This window comes from Candidatus Manganitrophus noduliformans, assembly GCF_012184425.1.
GTDB classification, from domain to species: Bacteria; Nitrospirota; Nitrospiria; order SBBL01; family Manganitrophaceae; genus Manganitrophus; species Manganitrophus noduliformans.
The window spans coordinates 144376-160920 of the sequence record NZ_VTOW01000001.1; the positions used below are offsets into that span (position 1 = coordinate 144376).

The following is a 16545-nucleotide window of genomic DNA, read 5'->3' on the forward strand; positions in this document are numbered from 1 at the left end:
CTTTCCTGATGACCTCTCCATATCGACTGAAAAAGAAATGAAAGGAGATTCATGGACCTGGGGCTTTATGGAAAACGCGTCCTGGTGACCGGATCGACCGCCGGCATTGGATTGGCGGCGGGATGCAATCGGCTGATCGAGCAGGCGCCGGCGGTCGGCGCCGCCCTTCGGGTCGACGGCTGTGTGGTGCGGTCGATCTTCTAGACGGATCACTTTGGTTGTCGGCCGGCAGGTGTCACAACATCTTTTCACATTCACCGAGAAAGGAGAATATCCACAGATGGAAACACGACCCCCGCTTCCCCCGTTTACCCTGGAGTCGGCAAAGAAAAAAGTCCAGGCGGCCGAAGATGCCTGGAACAGCCGCGATCCGGAGCGGGTCGCTGGTGCTTACACCGAAGACTCACAGTGGCGGAATCGATCGGAATTTTTCAGCGGCCGAGAGAAGATCAAAGAATTTCTCAAACGGAAATGGGAAAAGGAGCTCGATTATCGCCTCAAGAAAGAACTCTGGAGCTTTACCGATAATCGAATTTCGGTTCGTTTTGAATATGAATGGCATGACAATGCCGGATGCTGGTATCGCTCTCATGGAAATGAGCAGTGGGAATTCGCCGACAATGGCTTGATGAGAAGACGCGAGGCGAGCATCAACGATGTTCCAATCAGAGAATCGGAGCGGAAATTCCGGTGGGATCGGAAGCCGGCCTGATCACCGCATGAATGAACGTGCAGCGTCGATGCATCAGCAGAGAAGACACCCCGTCTGATCAACTGCGTCGAAAAAAGAAGAATGAATGATGGCGATCCTGCGTCGAATTTTAATGGCAACCGACTTTTCGGATTATTCAAAAGAGGCCCTCGACCATGCCGTTTATTTGGCAAAAAAAATCGGGGCGGAGATCTATCTGTTCCATGTGTTCGAGCAACCGGTCTACAATCCGGCCGCGTCGAGCCGTATCGGCGCCGGGAACATCGTGGTCCTCGAATGGATTAAAGCGGTCAGGGAGAAGGAGCGCCGGAAGCTGATGGCCCTTGCCAAAGAGGTCGGTCGCAAAGGGATCAAGGTTCATCCGATTTTGAAAGAAGGGATTCCGTTCTACGAAATTCTCAGATCCGCCGAAGAAACCTCGGCCGATCTGATCGTGCTCGGCACGCAAGGCCGGACCGGCCTCGACCGCTTCATGATGGGGAGCGTGGCCGAGCGGGTGGCGCAAAAGGCCCCCTGCCCGGTGTATGTCGTCAGGCCCAAGGCCCGCGCGGCAATAAAAAAGAGGAAACGCGCAGGCCCGGATTGAATCCTGCGTCTCAAAAAAGGAGTTCGCCCTTGCCTTTTTCGGCGTCATATTTTAACATTTCGAGTGATTTCCCGACATAAGAAATCGATCGACGTTTTCCTTTCCCTCTCACTTCTTCGATCATTCCTTATAGAAGATAGAAGGCCGGCGTTTCCCGCCGAAGCCGTAAAAGAAAGACGTTTGCGCAATGATCTCTGATTTCCACATTGAATACATTCTCGTCGGAGCCTCTGTTCTCATTCTGATCAGCGTCTTCGCCAGCAAAGCATCGGGGAGATTGGGGGTTCCCTCTCTTCTCCTCTTCATCCTCATCGGCATGCTCGCCGGATCGGACGGCCCCGGGGGGATCGAATTTGCCGATTTCCGGCTGGCCCAGTCGCTCGGCGTTATCGCCCTCTCCTTTATTCTCTTTGCCGGCGGTCTCGATACCGATTGGAGAAGGGTCCGTCCGGTCCTCGGAAAAGGCCTCGTTCTCTCCACGCTCGGCGTCCTGATCACGGCGGTGCTGGTCGGCCTCTTTGCCATGCTGATCCTCGATCTCTCATTTATTCAAGGGATGCTTCTCGGGGCGATCGTCTCCTCGACCGATGCGGCGGCGGTTTTCGCGGTCCTCCGGTCGAAGAATGTCAGCTTGCGGGGAAATTTAAAGCCGCTGCTGGAGCTCGAATCGGGAAGCAACGATCCGATGGCGGTCTTCCTCACCATCGGACTGATTCGCCTCTTGTCCGATCCAACCGCCTCCATGTTCGATCTGATCCCGATGTTCGTTCAACAGATGGCGGTCGGCGCCCTGCTCGGGTATGCCATGGGGAAGGGGATGACCTATCTGGTCAACCGGATGCGGCTGGAGTATGAAGGGCTCTATCCGGTGCTGACCCTCTCTTTGGTTCTCCTCACGTATGGGGCGACCGCCTCGCTTGGAGGAAATGGGTTCTTGGCGGTTTATGTCGCCGGCCTGATGATGGGGAACAGCGACTTCATCCATAAGAAGAGCTTGATGCGCTTTCAGGACGGGGTCGCTTGGCTGATGCAGATTACGATGTTCTTGACCCTGGGGCTGCTGGTCTTTCCATCGCAGCTCGTTCCGGTCATCGGGGCCGGCCTCTTCATTTCGGCCTTTCTGATTTTCATCGCCCGGCCGCTCGCCGTCTTTTTAACCCTCTCTCCATTCAAAATGGACATTAAAGAGAAACTTTTGATGGCCTGGGTGGGACTGCGCGGCGCGGTTCCGATCGTTTTAGCGACCTTCCCGCTGCTGGCCGGTGTTCCCCAGGCCGATACCCTCTTCAACCTCGTCTTTTTTATCGTCCTGACCTCCGCCCTTTTGCAAGGATCGTCGATCCCCTGGGTCGCAAGAAAACTCGGGGTCGAAGCCCCCCTTCCCGACCGGTCTCCCTATCCGATCACCTATGGCCCCAATGAAAGGGTCAAGGGGGAGCTGATTGAGATAAAAATCCCGAGCCGTTCTCCCGTGGTCGGCAAACAGATCGTGGATGTCGGCTTTCCCAGAGAGGCCTTGATCGTTTTAATCAGGAGAAAGGATGAATTCCTCGTCTCCACCGGCGGGACGGTCCTTGAGCCGGAGGATACGTTGTTGATCTTAGGCGATCAGGAAGCCCTCTCCAAGGTCCGCGCTTTTATCGAAGGGGATTCCTCCCCGGAAAAGGAAAGACGCTTCGCCTGATCTTTCTCCATAGACCCCTTTATGAGATCCAGGATTTTTACATCCCCTCATTGCAATCTCTTCTCTTCTGAATTAAGATATCCCCGTTCATTTCCGCACGAGAAAGCGCCCCGCTGATGAACCATCACTTAACCCAAACATCCGATCGCCAGGCCCGGCGATACCGCTCTTTACTGGAGGTCGCGGAGGTGATCTCCCTTCGCCGGGATCTGGACGAATTGTTCCGAGAGTTGGCGCAGCGACTTCCCGCGGTCGTTCATGTGAATTATGTGGCCCTCTCGCTCTATGATCCCGATCGCAATCTGATGCGGCTGCACACCCTTCAGGCCAATGTTCCCGCCGAGATCGTCGGGGGCCTCGAAGCCCCGATCGAAGCGTGTCCGGACGGGTTCGTCTGGAAAAACCAGCGGTCTGTTCTTGTTCCCGATCTTTCCAAAGAAGTGCGTTGGTCCAGGGTCATTCAGCTGATGCGGGAAGACGGCGCCCGCTCCTGTTGTTTCGTCCCATTGACGACCGCCCTTCGCAAGCTGGGGGCGATGGGATTCACCAGCTCGAAAAGCGAAGCATGGGATCGGGAAGATCTGGAATTCTTGGAGCAGGTGGGAAGACAGGTCGCCGTGGCCGTCGAGAACGTCCTGGCCTACCAAGAAATCAGCCGGCTCAAAGACAAGCTGGCGCAGGAAAAACTCTACTTAGAAGACGAAATTCACACCGAGCATAATTTTACGGAGATCATCGGAGAGAGCAAGGCGCTGAAGCGTGTTTTGAAGCAGGCGGAGACGGTCGCCTCGACCGACTCGACGGTGCTGATCCAGGGAGAAACCGGCACCGGCAAGGAGCTGATCGCGCGCGCGATTCACAACTTAAGCGGGCGGCGCGAGCGGACCTTCGTGAAGATCAACTGCGCGGCGATCCCGATGGGCTTGTTGGAGAGCGAGCTCTTCGGCCATGAACGGGGGGCCTTCACCGGCGCCATCGCACAGAAGATCGGCCGGTTCGAGCTGGCCCATCAGGGAACCTTGTTTATGGATGAAGTCGGAGACATTCCGCTGGAACTGCAGGCAAAATTGTTGCGGGTGCTCCAGGAACAAGAGTTCGAGCGGCTCGGAAGCACCAAAACCATCAAGGTCAACGTCCGCCTGGTGACGGCGACGAACCGCGACCTGCCCCGGATGATTTCCGATAAAGCGTTCCGAAGCGACCTCTACTATCGCCTGAATGTCTTTCCGATCTTATTGCCGCCGCTGCGCGAGCGGCGCGAAGACATCCCTTTACTGGTGAGATACTTTGCCCAGAAATATTCGAGACGGATGAACAAACAGATCGAGGCGATCTCCGCCGAGACGATGGAAGCGCTGACATGGTATGACTGGCCCGGTAATATCCGGGAGCTTGAGAATATGATCGAACGTGCGGTGATCCTCTCGCAAGAATCGACCCTTTTCGTTCCTTTGACGGAACTGAACCTCTCTACAGAAACCGGTCCCCACTCCCGCGTCTCCACGCTTGAGAGCGCCGAGAGAGAACATATCCTCCGGATTTTGAACGAAACAAACTGGGTCATCGCCGGCCCTTCCGGCGCGGCCGCCCGCCTCGGAATGAAACGGACCACCCTTCAACATAAAATGAAAAAGCTGAACATCTCCCGCCCCTCTTAGTGCCCGCCGGTCGGCATCTGCCGGCATGTCGGCAGATCCGGATGGGCACTTTCTCCTTCAAAGATCCCCTCTCAATTTACAACGCTTTGTTTTAAATTGTTTTATCCGCTCGATCTCAGAGTTCAGTTTTCCTGGTATGGGCTTTGCTATTCTTTACCGCCGAAACCGGCAACCGAAGAGAGTCTCAAACATCGACTCATTTGCAATCGCTTCTTTTCCTGAATTAAGATAACTCGATTCAGTTTCGAAAGAAGTATTTTCTCGTTGCTCACTTTGTTTCTTAAACTCATATGGAGGAGGATATCATGGCCAATAAAAAAATCATCGCAGTGGTCGGCGCCACCGGCGCACAGGGGGGCGGCTTGGTCCGCGCGATCTTGAATGATAAAGAGAGCGGCTTTGCAGCGCGGGCGCTGACCCGAAACGTCAACTCCGATAAAGCGAAAGCGCTGGCGCAACAAGGGGTCGAGGTCGTCGCGGCCGATATCGACGATGTGGAAAGTGTGAAGAAGGCATTCGACGGCGCCTACGGCGCATTCTGCCTCACCAATTTCTGGGAGCACTTTTCGGCCGAAAAAGAAATTGCCCAGGCCAAGAACATGGCCGAGGCGGCCAAACAAACCGGCGTTCAGCACGTCATCTGGTCGACCCTCGAAGACACCCGCAAATGGGTCCCGCTCTCGGACAACCGGATGCCGACCCTCCACGGCAAATACAAAGTCCCCCATTTCGACGGCAAGGGGGAGGCCGATCCGCTCTTCGCCCGGGCCGGCGTCCCAACGACGATTCTGTTGACGTCGTTCTACTGGGACAACATGATCTACTTCGGAATGGGACCCAAGAAAGGGCCGGACGGAAAGCTTGCGATCACCATGCCGATGGGAGACAAAAAACTCCCGGGGATCGCCGCCGAAGATATCGGCAAGTGCGCCCTCGGCATCTTCAAGAAAGGGCCGGAGTATATCGGCAAAACAGTCGGCATCGCCGGCGAGCATTTGACCGGCGCCCAGATGGCCGCTTCCCTGACCAAAGCCCTCGGCCGGGAAGTCCGCTACAACGACGTGCCGCCGGAAGTTTATCGCAGCTTCGGTTTTCCGGGGGCCGACGATCTCGGCAACATGTTCCAGTTCAAGCGCGATTTCAACGACGACTTCTGCGCCGCGCGCAACCTCGCCGTTTCCCGGGCGCTTAATCCGGAGCTGCAGACGTTCGACCAGTGGCTTGCACAAGCGAAGAACCGCATCCCGCTGGAGTAACAATGTCTGCGATCACCGATTCCACTATTCCGGCAAGCGCCAAGGGGGGAGGAGAGCAATGAATAAATTTTCAGAAAAAGTTGATTTCTTCAAAAACCATCGCAAGCGGATCGGCCTGTTGATCCTGACGTCCCTCCTCATCGGGACGGTTTACAACGGCCTTGGCATCGCAAAAGATCCGGCTTCGCCGCAATCCAAGCGGGTCAAACGGGGAGAGTACCTGGTCAATACGGCGGGCTGCCACGATTGCCATACGCCGTGGGTCATGAAAGACGGCGGCCCCGGTCCGGACATGCCCCGGGCGCTGTCGGGCCACCCGGAAAAGATCGTCATGCCCCCGCCGCCCAAGCTGGAAGGTCCCTGGGTCTGGATCGGCGCCGGCACGAACACCGCCTTTGCCGGACCGTGGGGAATCAGCTACGCCAAGAACCTCACGCCTGATCGGACCGGCCTTGGGACCTGGACGGAGAAGGAGTTTATCACCGCGATCCGGACCGGGAGAGACCGAGACACCGGCCGTCCCATCCTCCCGCCGATGCCTTGGCCGGTTTATCGGAATCTGACGGATGAAGATTTGAAATCGATCTTCGCTTATCTTCAGACGATTTCTCCGATTGAAAATACGCCGCCGCCCGTCCAAGCGCTTGCCGCTCCCGTCGCCGCAGCGCCTTAAATTTATCCCGCGACGTCTGTGCACCCGGCCGCCCGTAAACGGGCGGCCGGACCGGTTTTGAGCATCCCGATCTTATTTCTCTCCGTTGCAGTCATCTTCCCTTCTCGGATAAGCTAAATTGTAGGCCTCTTTAAACCATGCTCGAATGGGGGCGAAGAGGTTCATTCTCAAGCGGACAATTTGACATGAAAGCGGCTTTAATCCTTCTCGGTTCCTTCACCCTCCTCGCGACCCTCCTTCCCCTTCTCCGGATGGAGGTCTGGTGGATTCGCATTTTCGATTTTCCGCGCCTGCAGATCACCCTTTTGGCCGTCGCCGTGTTGATCCTCTATCCGCTTGTTTGGGAGTCGGGCTCCGTTTGGGAAGCGCTTTTTATAGTCCTTCTGGCCGCTTCGACCCTCTATCAAATCGGACGAATGCTCCCCTACACCCCCCTCTGGAAAAAGCAGGTCCAACAGAGCCGGCAACCTTCGAAGGGACCGTCGTTGCGCCTTCTGATCGCGAACGTCTGTATGCCCAACCGGAACGGGCCGCGGCTCCTTGAGATCATCCGGCAGACCGATCCCGATTTGATCCTGATCATCGAGGCCGATCGGTGGTGGCAGAGCGAGTTGGATCTTTTGGAAAAGAGCCATCCCTTCATGGGCCGTCATCCTCTTGAGAACACCTATGGGATGCTCCTCTACTCTCGATTTGAATTATCCGGTCCTCAGGTCCGTTTCCTTGTTCAAGAAGACGTTCCCTCGATCCATACCGGCGTGCGGCTTCCGTCGGGCCGGGAGATCGCGCTCCACTGTCTTCACCCGCGCCCTCCGGCGCCGACGCAGCATCCCCGCTCGACGGAGCGGGACGTGGAGTTGCTGATCGTCGGAAAAGAGGTTCGCGGATCTGAGAAGCCGGTGATTGTTGCGGGGGACCTCAACGATGTCGCCTGGTCGCGGACCACCCGGCTCTTCCGGAAGATCAGCGGCCTTCTCGATCCGCGGATCGGGCGGACATTCCTCAACACCTTTCACGCAAAGTATCCATTCATGAGATGGCCGCTCGATCATGTCTTTCATTCGCCGCATTTTCGCTTGATCGAGTTGAAGCGGCTCCCTTACTTCGGGTCGGACCACTTTCCGATCCTTGCCGCATTGAACTTGGAGCCGGAGGCCGCCGCCGAGCAGGAAAAACCGCAGCCCCATCCGGGCGATCGAAAAGAAGCCGAGGAGAAGATCAAACGAAATTGACTCCGGCGATGAATTCGACTATACAAGAGGAAGTCCGCTTGGATCGCGGCTCGAATCAATCATCCCGGAGGGAAATGCACGATGGATTGGTTTTATCTTTTTATCGCCGGCCTTTTCGAGGTGGCCTGGGCGGTCGGCCTGAAATATACGGAGGGATTTACCCGTCTCCGGCCGAGCGTCTTTACCGTCATCGCGATGGCCTTTAGCTTCATCCTTCTCGCCCAAGCGTTGAAAACGATTCCGGTCGGCACCGGCTATGCCGTCTGGACCGGAATCGGGGCGACCGGCACGGCGCTGATCGGCATCCTCCTCTTCGGGGAGTCGCGCGACATCGGCCGGATCGTCAGCCTGATCCTGATTATCGCCGGAATTCTAGGGCTCAAGCTGACCGCTTCCCACTGAAAGCAGCCTATTCTCGTCGCCGGATTTCCCGGCGGAGAATTGACTTCTCCCCTGAAATAGAATATACAAAAAAGGAAAGGACTGCTCCCCTTCGTCCTAACTTCCTCCCGTTTAAGATTCAACGCGGAGGAAATCGCGTTCCACCCTCTTCAGTGAGTCGATTTCTCTGTGAAACAAATCAAGGTCTTCATCGGAATCACCCTTCTTTTTCTGGTCATCCTCTTTGTGCTTCAAAATGTGGAACCGGTGACCCTCCAGTTCCTCCTCTGGAGTTTTTCACTCTCCCGCGCGTTGATGTTCTTCATCATCTTTGCGCTCGGGATCATCGTCGGGTGGGCGCTCGGGAGCCTCTCCCGGGGCCGGCCCGGATAATCTCCATTCGATCACGGTTGTCTTTTTCATTTAAAGAGGGATGCGATAGGCGCCCCTCTGGTATTCAAACGAGCGAATACGTTACAATTTTATTCGAAAGGATTTGGATGCGCTATTACGCACTTGCGACCGATTACGACGGAACACTCGCCACGGAAGGCCGGGTAGACGAAGCGACATTGGCGGCGCTGGAACGATTGCGGAACTCCGGCCGGCGGTTGATTCTCGTCACCGGCCGGGAGCTGGACGAGCTCCTTCAGGTCTTCCCGCAGGTCGATCTTTTTGAAAGCGTGGTCGCCGAAAACGGCGCCTTGCTTTATCGCCCGGCGACCCGCGAGATCAAACTTCTCGCCGAAGCGCCGCCGGCGCGTTTTGCCGAGACCCTGCGCGCTCGGGGAGTCGGTCCCCTCTCGGTCGGACGGGTCATCGTGGCGACCTGGACGCCGCACGAGACCGCGGTCCTCGAAACGATCCGCGAGCTGGGGCTGGAGCTTCAGGTGATCTTCAACAAAGGGGCGGTGATGGTTCTTCCCTCCGGGGTGAACAAGGCGACCGGGCTCGCCGCCGCCCTCGAAGCGCTCGGTCTCTCACCGCACAACACCGTCGGCGTCGGCGACGCGGAGAACGACCATGCTTTTCTCCATCTCTGTGAAGCCTCCGTGGCGGTCGCGAACGCCCTCCCGTCGTTGAAAGAACAGGCCGACTGGGTGACCCAAGGGAGCCGCGGCGCCGGGGTGACCGAGCTGATCGATCATCTCCTGGCCGCCGATCTGGCCGATCTGGAGCCGCGTCTGACGCGGCATGAGGTCCCCCTCGGCCGGCGCGAAGGGGAAGAGACGGTTCAACTGAAGCCGTATGGCGTGAGCGTCCTTCTCGCCGGCACCTCGGGCGGGGGCAAATCGACGCTGGCGACCGGTTTCCTCGAGCGGCTCTCGGAAAAAGGATACCAATTTTGCATCATCGACCCGGAGGGAGATTACCAGAACCTGGAGGGGGCGGTGGTCCTCGGAACCCCCCAGCGCGCGCCGACGGTGGCGGAGGCGATCCAGCTCATCGAAGCGCCGGATCAAAATGTGGCGATCAACCTCCTGGGGATCACGATGGAGGATCGGCCCGCTTATTTCGAAGGGCTGCTGACCGCCGTGATGGAATTGCGGGCGCGGACCGGCCGGCCGCATTGGATCGTGATCGACGAGACCCATCACCTCCTTCCCGCCGCTTGGGCCCCCGCCCTCCTGACCGTCCCGAAAGAGCTCCAGGGGTTCCTGCTGATCACCGTTCATCCCGACCGCATATCGCGCGCCGTCCTCGCCTCGATCGACCTGATTATCGCGATCGGATCGAACCCGGAAGAGACGATTCGCACCTTCAGCGAAACGCTCGGGGAGCCCGCGCCGTCGGTCCCGCCGGTCTCGCTGGAGCCGGGGGAGGCGATCGCCTGGTGGCGGCGGCCGAAGAGCGAGCCGTTCTGGTTCCGCAGCATTCCCCCCCGCGGCGAGCGGCTCCGCCACCTGCGCAAATATGCCGAGGGAGAGCTCGGCGCCGACAAGAGTTTCTACTTCCGCGGGCCCGAGGGAAAACTCAATTTGCGGGCGCAGAATCTCACCCTCTTTCTCCAATTGGCGGACGGGGTGGACAACGAGACCTGGATGCATCATCTCCGGCAGGGGGATTACTCCCGCTGGTTCCGGGAGGCGATCAAAGACGATCCGCTCGCCGACGAAGCGGCGCAGATCGAGGCGGCGCGCGATCTCTCCGCCGAAGAGAGCCGCGCCCGGATTCGGGAGAGGATTGAGGCGCGTTATACCCACCCCGCCTGATCCTGCGATCTTCACCGAATGCACGGCTCCTCTCTTGATAGGAAGACGAAGATGCCTTTTCAAGGGGTCGATTTCCTCCACCTGGACGACGAGCTGAAACCGGAAGAGCGGATGATCCGCGACGAAGTCCGGCGGTGGGTCGAAGCGCAGGTGCTTCCGATCATCGTCCCCCACTATGAGGCGGGGACCTTTCCGATGACGCTGATCCCGCAGATGGCCGCGATGGGGCTCCTCGGCGCCAACCTCGATCCGAAATACGGCTGCGCGGGGCTCAACAGCGTCGCCTACGGCTTGATCAATCAAGAATTGGAGCGGGGCGATTCCGGCCTGCGGAGTTTCGTCTCGGTTCAATCGGGCCTGGTGATGTGGCCGATCGCGGAGTACGGATCGGAAGCGCAGAAAGATCGCTGGCTCCCGAAGATGGCGCGGGGCGAGACGATCGGCTGCTTCGGCCTGACCGAGCCCGATTTCGGCTCGAACCCGGAGGGGATGATCACCCGCGCCGAGAAACGCGGCGCCGAATATATTCTCAATGGGACCAAGATGTGGATCACCAATGGGACGATCGCCGACGTGGCGCTGATCTGGGCCAAGGACGATCAGGAGATCATCCGCGGTTTTCTGGTGGAGAAGGGAACCCCGGGCTTCCAACAAAACAAGGTGACCGATAAATTTTCTCTTCGCGCCTCCGACACCGGCGAGTTGGTCCTCCAGGACGTCCACATTCCGGAGGCGAATCGCCTTCCGGGAACCGACGGGATCAAATCGACCCTCCGCTGCCTGAATCAAGCCCGATACGGGATCGCCTGGGGGGCGATCGGCGCGGCGGCGGCCTGTTACGATCGGGCGTTGACCTACGCCAAGGAGCGGGTCCAGTTCACCCGCCCGATCGCCGGCTACCAACTCGTCCAGCAAAAGCTGGTCGAGATGCTCACCGAGATCACGAAGATGCAGCCGCTCGCCCTTCGTCTCGGGCGGCTCAAAGATCAAGGCCGGTTGAGCCACGTCCAGATCTCGATGGGAAAGCGGAACAATGTGTTTCATGCCCTCCGGATCGCGCGGGTCGCCCGCGACATCCTCGGCGCCAACGGCATCATGTACGAGCACCAAATCGCGCGGCACCTCTGCAATCTGGAGTCGGTCTACACCTATGAAGGGACGCACGACATCCACACGCTTATCCTCGGCGAGCACATCACGGGACTGTCGGCGTTTACGTAGACCGAATCCAATTCTTTTTAAGTTCGAATCTTGCGCAATGACGCATCCCACCTCCGGGGTTGACTCGTTTCCTCTGAAATGACTATGTTGAGGGGAATGGTATCGGAGGCGGCGATGGGGCCCGACGGCGGCGCGATTCCTCTCTGGATCAAGATCGCTTACACCGTTTTTGTGATCGTTCTGGTGCCGGTCTACTGGGCGCATTACGGCCCGGCCAACTTCCTCTGGTTCTCGGACATCGCCCTGCTGGCCGCCGTCGCCGCCCTCTGGCTGGAGAGCCGATTCCTCGCTAGCACGATGGCGGTGGGGGTTCTCCTTTTGGAGTTGACGTGGAATATCGATTTCTTCGTCCGGCTCCTTAGCGGCGCCGAGCCGATCGGCCTCGCCGTCTACATGTTCGATTCGTCCAAACCGCGCTACCTCCGGGGACTCTCCCTCTTTCACATCTTCCTTCCGATCCTCCTCGTCTGGATGGTGGCGCACCTCGGCTACGACCGCCGCGCTTTTCTCGCGCAAACGCTGCTGGCCTGGATCGTCCTACCGGTCTCCTACTTCTTCACCGATCCCTCTAAAAACATCAACTGGGTCTTCGGCCCCGGAAGCGAGCCGCAGACATGGATGCCGCCGATCCTTTATCTCGTCCTGTTGATGCTCTTTCTCCCGGTCGTTGTCTATCTTCCGACCCACCTGCTGCTGGAAAAGCTGTTCGGCAAGCTTTAACAAATGTAATCGAGATGACATTCCCAAGCTCATCGGTCTTGGTATAGTGATCGTAGAACGTTGCGGGTTCGCCCGCGCCCGCGTTCACCTCCTTTACGAATCCTCAACGAAGAGTTTCCCATGAACAGAAAATGTCGACGGGACCGGTTTCAACATCTTCTCGATTTCATACGATGGCCGATTCTATTCCTCTCCCTTTTCATCGTCGTCGGGTGCGCCTCCTCCGCGGAGAAGAAAAGACAAGCTTCCCAACCCCTCCCTTCCGAGCTTGCAAAGATGCGCGCCGCGTTGGAGAAATATAAAGATCCGATCGCGGCGGTCCGCGAAGGCTATCTCTCGATGGTCGGGTGTATCGAGTATCCCTCCGGCGGCGTCGGGATCCGCTTTCTCAATACCAGCCTGATGAGCACGGTGGCCAACCCCGATTACCCGCCGATCCTGATTTACGAGCCGAAGGGAGGACAGCTCCGATTGGCTGCGGCGGAGTGGCTGATTCCGGTGGCGATGGGGGTCAACGAGCCTCCCACGCTCTTCGAGCAGCCGCTCGATGGACCGATGGAGGGGCTGCATCCGTTGATGCCGAAAGAGATGGTCCACTACAATCTGCGGATGTGGCTCTTCAAAAGGAATCCGGCCGGCCTCTACAGCCCGACCCACCCGGACGTCGAGTGCCCTCGAACACTCACCTATCGCTTCGAGGAAAAACCGCCCCGGTTGGTCAAAGAGGAGCCCCCTTCCCCTGAGCCCCCCCCATCGTGAGAAAAACCTGCGATTGACTCCTTTTACGAATTGGCTTATACACAAGTGCAGCGCCGGCCTTTGAAATCGCCTTCATGAGGGCCGGCGCCGAAAACCGTCGCATGAAAAGGAGAGGATCGAATGGCAGCGTCCGTCCATGAATTCAAGGCCCGCGCGATCACCGGCGAGGAAATCCCGCTCGACCGGTACAAGGGGAAAGCGCTTCTGATCGTCAATACCGCCAGCGCGTGCGGCTACACCCCGCAATACGCGGGGCTCGAGGCGCTTCACAAAAAATATCAAGACCGGGGCTTTGCGGTCCTCGGCTTCCCCTGCAACCAGTTCGGAAAACAAGAGCCGGGGAGCGAGGCGGAGATCCAAGCGTTCTGCAAGAAAAACTACGGGGTGACCTTCCCGATGTTCGCCAAGGTCGATGTCAACGGCGATCAGGCGCATCCCCTTTTTGATTATCTCAAAAAGGCGCTTCCCGGCCTCCTCGGCACCGAGCCGATCAAATGGAACTTCACCAAATTCTTGATCGACAAGGGGGGCAAGCCGATCGAGCGCTTCGCGCCGGCAACCAAGCCGGAGTCGATCGAAAAAGAGGTCGAGAGGCTTCTTTAATCGGGAGGGAGGAATCGGAGATGGAACGGCTGTTGAGGGTTGAAGACAGGTTCAACCGAACATGAGAAAAATCATCATCGGGGTGATGGGGCCGGGGGAGCGGGCGCGGGAGGATCACGTTCGGAACGCCTTTGAACTGGGACGGCTCATTGCGCAAGAAGGGTGGGTGACGCTCACCGGCGGCCGAAACGCCGGGGTGATGGAGGCCGCCAGCCTCGGGGCGAAAGAGGCCGGCGGACTCACCCTTGGGATTCTACCGACGCGGGATCGGAACCTGATTTCAGTCGCCGTCGACATTCCGATCATCACCGACATGGGGAGCGCGCGAAACAACATCAACGCTCTCACCAGCGACCTGATCATCGCCTGCGGCCTGGGAACCGGGACCGCTTCCGAAGTCGCGCTCGCGCTGAAAGCGAACACGCCGGTGATCCTCCTGACCGAGAACGAGGAGGGAAAGCGCTTCTTCAAAGCGCTGAAGCCGAAGTTGGTCTTTATCGCGAAGGAGCCGTCCGAGGCGATTCAGATGGCCAAAGAGATTCTCTCCCCGTAAGCCTCTCCTTCTCTTCGAATAGCGATTGGGCCTTCGCGAGACCCAATCGCCACCGGAGCTCCTCATTTCTGAGATTCGACCTTGATCTCTTTCGGCATCGCTTCCTTCGACTTGGGCAACTCGATCGTCAAGACGCCGTTTTTCACCGTGGCGCGGACCTGATCCGCATTCACCGCCGAAGGGAGGGGGATGTCGCGGGAGAAAGCCCCGTAGACCCGTTCGCTGTAAATAAAGTTCCGATCCTCTCTCTCTTCTTCTTGTTTGACCTCTCCTCTGAGCTGAAGGGTATTGTCGGCAATCGAAATTCGGATGTCTTCCTTCTCCATGCCGGGGGTGTCGACCTTCACGATATACTTGTCCTTCTCTTCAACCATTTCGACCGTCGGAAAAGCCGAGGCCAATGAAAGCATCGACCGCGGATTCCATGAAGCAAGATCTCTAAAATCTCTGAAGAAATCCTGAAAGATCCGCTCCATCTCGGTCCGCGGGCTCCATTGACTGACCGCGCGCGATCGCTGCTGCTGCCGGGGCGCCACTTGTTGTCCTGTAGCCATAGAACACCTCCTCGTTTGTTTTGGTTGCTTTGGATCGATAACGAATGTGAGAGTACCACCAATGAAAAAGGGGTTCCGTGGGCGTCCTTACACAAGAGACATGGTTCAAAAAGGCTCAACCTGATGAAGCGTGGACTGGGTTCTTACTCGGTTCCGCTCCTGAGCAAGAGCCCTTTTTCTTTAACGATCCTCAAATTTCGATAGAAGAAGGAAAGGGCCAAAAAGAGATAGAGGAGATTCAGAATAACCGCCTTCACCAGCGCCTCGACCGGAAAAGCGCCGGTTTCTACCACCGCCCGCATCCCTTCGAAGACGTGAGACGACGGCATCATCCAGGCGATCGGCTGGACCCAGCCGGGCATGACGGAGACCGGATAAAAGACGGCGGAGATCGGCTGGACGAGGAAGGCGAGTCCCCAGGCCATTACCTCGGCCTCCTGTCCATATCGCAGAATCGCCGCCATCGTTACAATGCCGATCGACCATCCCATCACCATCAGGTTGAGGACGAAAGGAATCAGCGAAATTCCCAGGACAAAAAGGTTGAACGAATAGAGAAACCACGCCAACAGGACGCTGGCGGTCCCCGCGGTGAGGAGTTTTAAGACGCTGATCGACATGAGCGCCGCCAGAAACTCGCTCGCCCTCATCGGGGTGACGAAGAGGTTCAGAAGATTTTTCGACCAGACCTCTTCCAGAAACGAGACGGAGATCCCCTGCTGCGCCCGATAAAGGATATCCCAGAGGATCAAGGCCCCCAGGAAAAAGGCGACGAACTTCGGAAGGTTTTCTTGAAAGCGCTGGAGATAAAGGGTGACGAACCCCCAGAGGAGGAGATCGATCAGCGGCCAGAAAAAAACCTCCGTCATTCGGGGAAGGCTTCTCTGGTAGAGATAAAGATGCCGCTGGATGATCGCCGCCACCCGATGGAGCTTCATGGCGCGATCTCCGGCCGCTCCGTTGGGTGGCTCCCCCGCGCCACCTTGAGGAAAACATCTTCCAGGTTTTTCTCCGCGAAGCGCCGCACGATCTCGGCGGGGGTCCCGCTCGCGAGAATGCGCCCTTGGTGCAAAAAGAGAATCCGGTCGGAGATCTCCTCCATCTCTTTCATATTATGCGACGTGTAGAGAAGGGTCAGCCGGCTTTGATCCCGGATCGATTTCAGCAGCCGCCGGGTCTTGTCGGCAATATCGGGATCGAGGCTCGCCGTCGGCTCATCCAGGAAGAGGACCTTCGGATGATTGAGCAGTGCTTTGGCCAGCGAGAGGCGCGTCAATTGGCCCGAGGAGAGATGGCGGGTAAGGGTCTTCTTGAGCCGTTTGATCTCGAAGATCTCAAGCAGCTCGTCGATCCGGCGCTCCGGCTTTCGGATGCCGTAGAGCTTGGCGAAGACGGTCAGGTTTTCACGGACCGTCAGCGACGTCGGCAAAGAGACATAGGTTGAAGAGAAATTGACCTGGGAGATGATCTCCTCCCGATGCCGCCTGAGATCGAGCCCGAGAATGCGGATCTCGCCCGCGGTCGGCGTAATGAGGCCGAGGAGCATCTGAATGAGGGTGGTTTTGCCCGCGCCGTTCGGCCCGAGCAGACCGAGGATCTCCCCCGCTTCGATCGAGAAGGAGAGGTCGTTGACGGCGACGAACCCGTTGAACGCTTTGGTGAGGCGGCTGACTTCGACGACCGGATAACCCATGAACCGATTCTACGTTCTTTTTTGTTGTCTTCGACGCGATCCTTCTT

The 16545-nt window shown here is 57.9% G+C and carries 19 protein-coding genes; 16 read left to right on the forward strand and 3 right to left on the reverse strand.

Annotation, left to right across the window (positions count from 1 at the left end; genetic code table 11):
* Positions 1-51 precede the first annotated feature (51 nt).
* The 16 genes from MNODULE_RS00660 to MNODULE_RS00735 all read left to right on the forward strand — a co-directional run bounded on the left by MNODULE_RS00660 (position 52) and on the right by MNODULE_RS00735 (position 14251).
* A complete protein-coding gene (locus MNODULE_RS00660; RefSeq protein ID WP_168057579.1) occupies positions 52-204 on the forward strand; it encodes a hypothetical protein in 153 nt (50 codons plus the stop codon).
* A gap of 76 nt (positions 205-280) precedes the next feature.
* Positions 281-712 carry a nuclear transport factor 2 family protein gene (locus MNODULE_RS00665; protein ID WP_168057580.1) on the forward strand — a complete coding sequence of 144 codons (432 nt, stop codon included), beginning with the start codon at positions 281-283 and terminating at the stop codon, positions 710-712.
* An 85-nt stretch (positions 713-797) separates the two neighbouring features.
* Entirely contained in the window at positions 798-1298 is a 501-nt protein-coding gene (locus MNODULE_RS00670) for a universal stress protein (protein ID WP_168057581.1), read from the forward strand.
* 187 nt (positions 1299-1485) lie between these two features.
* Entirely contained in the window at positions 1486-2982 is a 1497-nt protein-coding gene (locus tag MNODULE_RS00675) for a potassium/proton antiporter (RefSeq protein WP_181070898.1), read from the forward strand.
* A gap of 116 nt (positions 2983-3098) precedes the next feature.
* Entirely contained in the window at positions 3099-4640 is a 1542-nt protein-coding gene (locus MNODULE_RS00680; protein ID WP_168057582.1) for a sigma-54-dependent Fis family transcriptional regulator, read from the forward strand.
* A gap of 305 nt (positions 4641-4945) precedes the next feature.
* On the forward strand, positions 4946-5896 hold the full coding sequence (locus MNODULE_RS00685) for an NmrA/HSCARG family protein (protein WP_168057583.1): 951 nt from the start codon (positions 4946-4948) through the stop codon (positions 5894-5896).
* A gap of 58 nt (positions 5897-5954) precedes the next feature.
* Entirely contained in the window at positions 5955-6569 is a 615-nt protein-coding gene (locus MNODULE_RS00690) for a c-type cytochrome (protein WP_168057584.1), read from the forward strand.
* 185 nt (positions 6570-6754) lie between these two features.
* Positions 6755-7801 (forward strand): endonuclease/exonuclease/phosphatase family protein, encoded by a 1047-nt coding sequence (locus MNODULE_RS00695; protein WP_168057585.1) that lies wholly within the window; start codon positions 6755-6757, stop codon positions 7799-7801.
* Between the two features lie 81 nt (positions 7802-7882).
* Positions 7883-8203, forward strand: coding sequence for a quaternary ammonium compound efflux SMR transporter SugE (sugE, locus tag MNODULE_RS00700; protein WP_168057586.1), 321 nt, complete (start codon positions 7883-7885; stop codon positions 8201-8203).
* 168 nt (positions 8204-8371) lie between these two features.
* The gene (locus tag MNODULE_RS00705) at positions 8372-8575 is read left to right on the forward strand and encodes a lipopolysaccharide assembly protein LapA domain-containing protein (protein ID WP_168057587.1); all 204 of its coding nucleotides are present in this window, start codon (positions 8372-8374) and stop codon (positions 8573-8575) included.
* A 107-nt stretch (positions 8576-8682) separates the two neighbouring features.
* Entirely contained in the window at positions 8683-10395 is a 1713-nt protein-coding gene (locus MNODULE_RS00710; protein ID WP_168057588.1) for an HAD family hydrolase, read from the forward strand.
* A 51-nt stretch (positions 10396-10446) separates the two neighbouring features.
* A complete protein-coding gene (locus MNODULE_RS00715) occupies positions 10447-11616 on the forward strand; it encodes an acyl-CoA dehydrogenase family protein (RefSeq protein ID WP_168057589.1) in 1170 nt (389 codons plus the stop codon).
* A gap of 96 nt (positions 11617-11712) precedes the next feature.
* Positions 11713-12336 (forward strand): hypothetical protein, encoded by a 624-nt coding sequence (locus MNODULE_RS00720; RefSeq protein ID WP_202882082.1) that lies wholly within the window; start codon positions 11713-11715, stop codon positions 12334-12336.
* Between the two features lie 120 nt (positions 12337-12456).
* Positions 12457-13095, forward strand: a complete 639-nt coding sequence (locus tag MNODULE_RS00725; protein ID WP_168057590.1) for a hypothetical protein — start codon at positions 12457-12459, stop codon at positions 13093-13095.
* 120 nt (positions 13096-13215) lie between these two features.
* Complete coding sequence (locus MNODULE_RS00730) at positions 13216-13698, forward strand: glutathione peroxidase (RefSeq protein ID WP_168057591.1); 483 nt, start codon at positions 13216-13218, stop codon at positions 13696-13698.
* A 61-nt stretch (positions 13699-13759) separates the two neighbouring features.
* Entirely contained in the window at positions 13760-14251 is a 492-nt protein-coding gene (locus tag MNODULE_RS00735; protein WP_168057592.1) for an SLOG cluster 4 domain-containing protein, read from the forward strand.
* A 62-nt stretch (positions 14252-14313) separates the two neighbouring features.
* Here the strand turns inward: MNODULE_RS00735 and MNODULE_RS00740 are convergent, their stop codons facing one another.
* The 3 genes from MNODULE_RS00740 to MNODULE_RS00750 form a co-directional block, all read right to left on the reverse strand.
* A complete protein-coding gene (locus MNODULE_RS00740; protein ID WP_168057593.1) occupies positions 14314-14805 on the reverse strand; it encodes an Hsp20/alpha crystallin family protein in 492 nt (163 codons plus the stop codon).
* Positions 14806-14948: 143 nt separating this feature from the next.
* On the reverse strand, positions 14949-15743 hold the full coding sequence (locus MNODULE_RS00745; RefSeq protein WP_168057594.1) for an ABC transporter permease: 795 nt from the start codon (positions 15741-15743) through the stop codon (positions 14949-14951).
* Positions 15740-16498 carry an ABC transporter ATP-binding protein gene (locus tag MNODULE_RS00750; RefSeq protein WP_168057595.1) on the reverse strand — a complete coding sequence of 253 codons (759 nt, stop codon included), beginning with the start codon at positions 16496-16498 and terminating at the stop codon, positions 15740-15742. Before MNODULE_RS00750 ends, MNODULE_RS00745 begins: the two co-directional genes overlap by 4 nt.
* Positions 16499-16545 lie beyond the last annotated feature (47 nt).

Excerpts from the sequence above, each read along its gene's own strand:
- MNODULE_RS00720 (WP_202882082.1), top strand. The coding sequence starts at position 11,713 with ATGGTATCGGAGGCGGCGATGGGGCCCGACGGCGGCGCGATTCCTCTC.
- MNODULE_RS00675 (WP_181070898.1), top strand. The coding sequence starts at position 1,486 with ATGATCTCTGATTTCCACATTGAATACATTCTCGTCGGAGCCTCTGTT.
- MNODULE_RS00670 (WP_168057581.1), top strand. The coding sequence starts at position 798 with ATGATGGCGATCCTGCGTCGAATTTTAATGGCAACCGACTTTTCGGAT.
- MNODULE_RS00695 (WP_168057585.1), top strand. The coding sequence starts at position 6,755 with ATGAAAGCGGCTTTAATCCTTCTCGGTTCCTTCACCCTCCTCGCGACC.
- MNODULE_RS00750 (WP_168057595.1), bottom strand. The coding sequence starts at position 16,498 with ATGGGTTATCCGGTCGTCGAAGTCAGCCGCCTCACCAAAGCGTTCAAC.
- MNODULE_RS00690 (WP_168057584.1), top strand. The coding sequence starts at position 5,955 with ATGAATAAATTTTCAGAAAAAGTTGATTTCTTCAAAAACCATCGCAAG.
- MNODULE_RS00725 (WP_168057590.1), top strand. The coding sequence starts at position 12,457 with ATGAACAGAAAATGTCGACGGGACCGGTTTCAACATCTTCTCGATTTC.
- MNODULE_RS00680 (WP_168057582.1), top strand. The coding sequence starts at position 3,099 with ATGAACCATCACTTAACCCAAACATCCGATCGCCAGGCCCGGCGATAC.
- MNODULE_RS00660 (WP_168057579.1), top strand. The coding sequence starts at position 52 with ATGGACCTGGGGCTTTATGGAAAACGCGTCCTGGTGACCGGATCGACC.
- MNODULE_RS00735 (WP_168057592.1), top strand. The coding sequence starts at position 13,760 with ATGAGAAAAATCATCATCGGGGTGATGGGGCCGGGGGAGCGGGCGCGG.
- MNODULE_RS00710 (WP_168057588.1), top strand. The coding sequence starts at position 8,683 with ATGCGCTATTACGCACTTGCGACCGATTACGACGGAACACTCGCCACG.
- MNODULE_RS00730 (WP_168057591.1), top strand. The coding sequence starts at position 13,216 with ATGGCAGCGTCCGTCCATGAATTCAAGGCCCGCGCGATCACCGGCGAG.
- MNODULE_RS00665 (WP_168057580.1), top strand. The coding sequence starts at position 281 with ATGGAAACACGACCCCCGCTTCCCCCGTTTACCCTGGAGTCGGCAAAG.
- MNODULE_RS00715 (WP_168057589.1), top strand. The coding sequence starts at position 10,447 with ATGCCTTTTCAAGGGGTCGATTTCCTCCACCTGGACGACGAGCTGAAA.
- MNODULE_RS00740 (WP_168057593.1), bottom strand. The coding sequence starts at position 14,805 with ATGGCTACAGGACAACAAGTGGCGCCCCGGCAGCAGCAGCGATCGCGC.
- sugE (WP_168057586.1), top strand. The coding sequence starts at position 7,883 with ATGGATTGGTTTTATCTTTTTATCGCCGGCCTTTTCGAGGTGGCCTGG.
- MNODULE_RS00745 (WP_168057594.1), bottom strand. The coding sequence starts at position 15,743 with ATGAAGCTCCATCGGGTGGCGGCGATCATCCAGCGGCATCTTTATCTC.
- MNODULE_RS00685 (WP_168057583.1), top strand. The coding sequence starts at position 4,946 with ATGGCCAATAAAAAAATCATCGCAGTGGTCGGCGCCACCGGCGCACAG.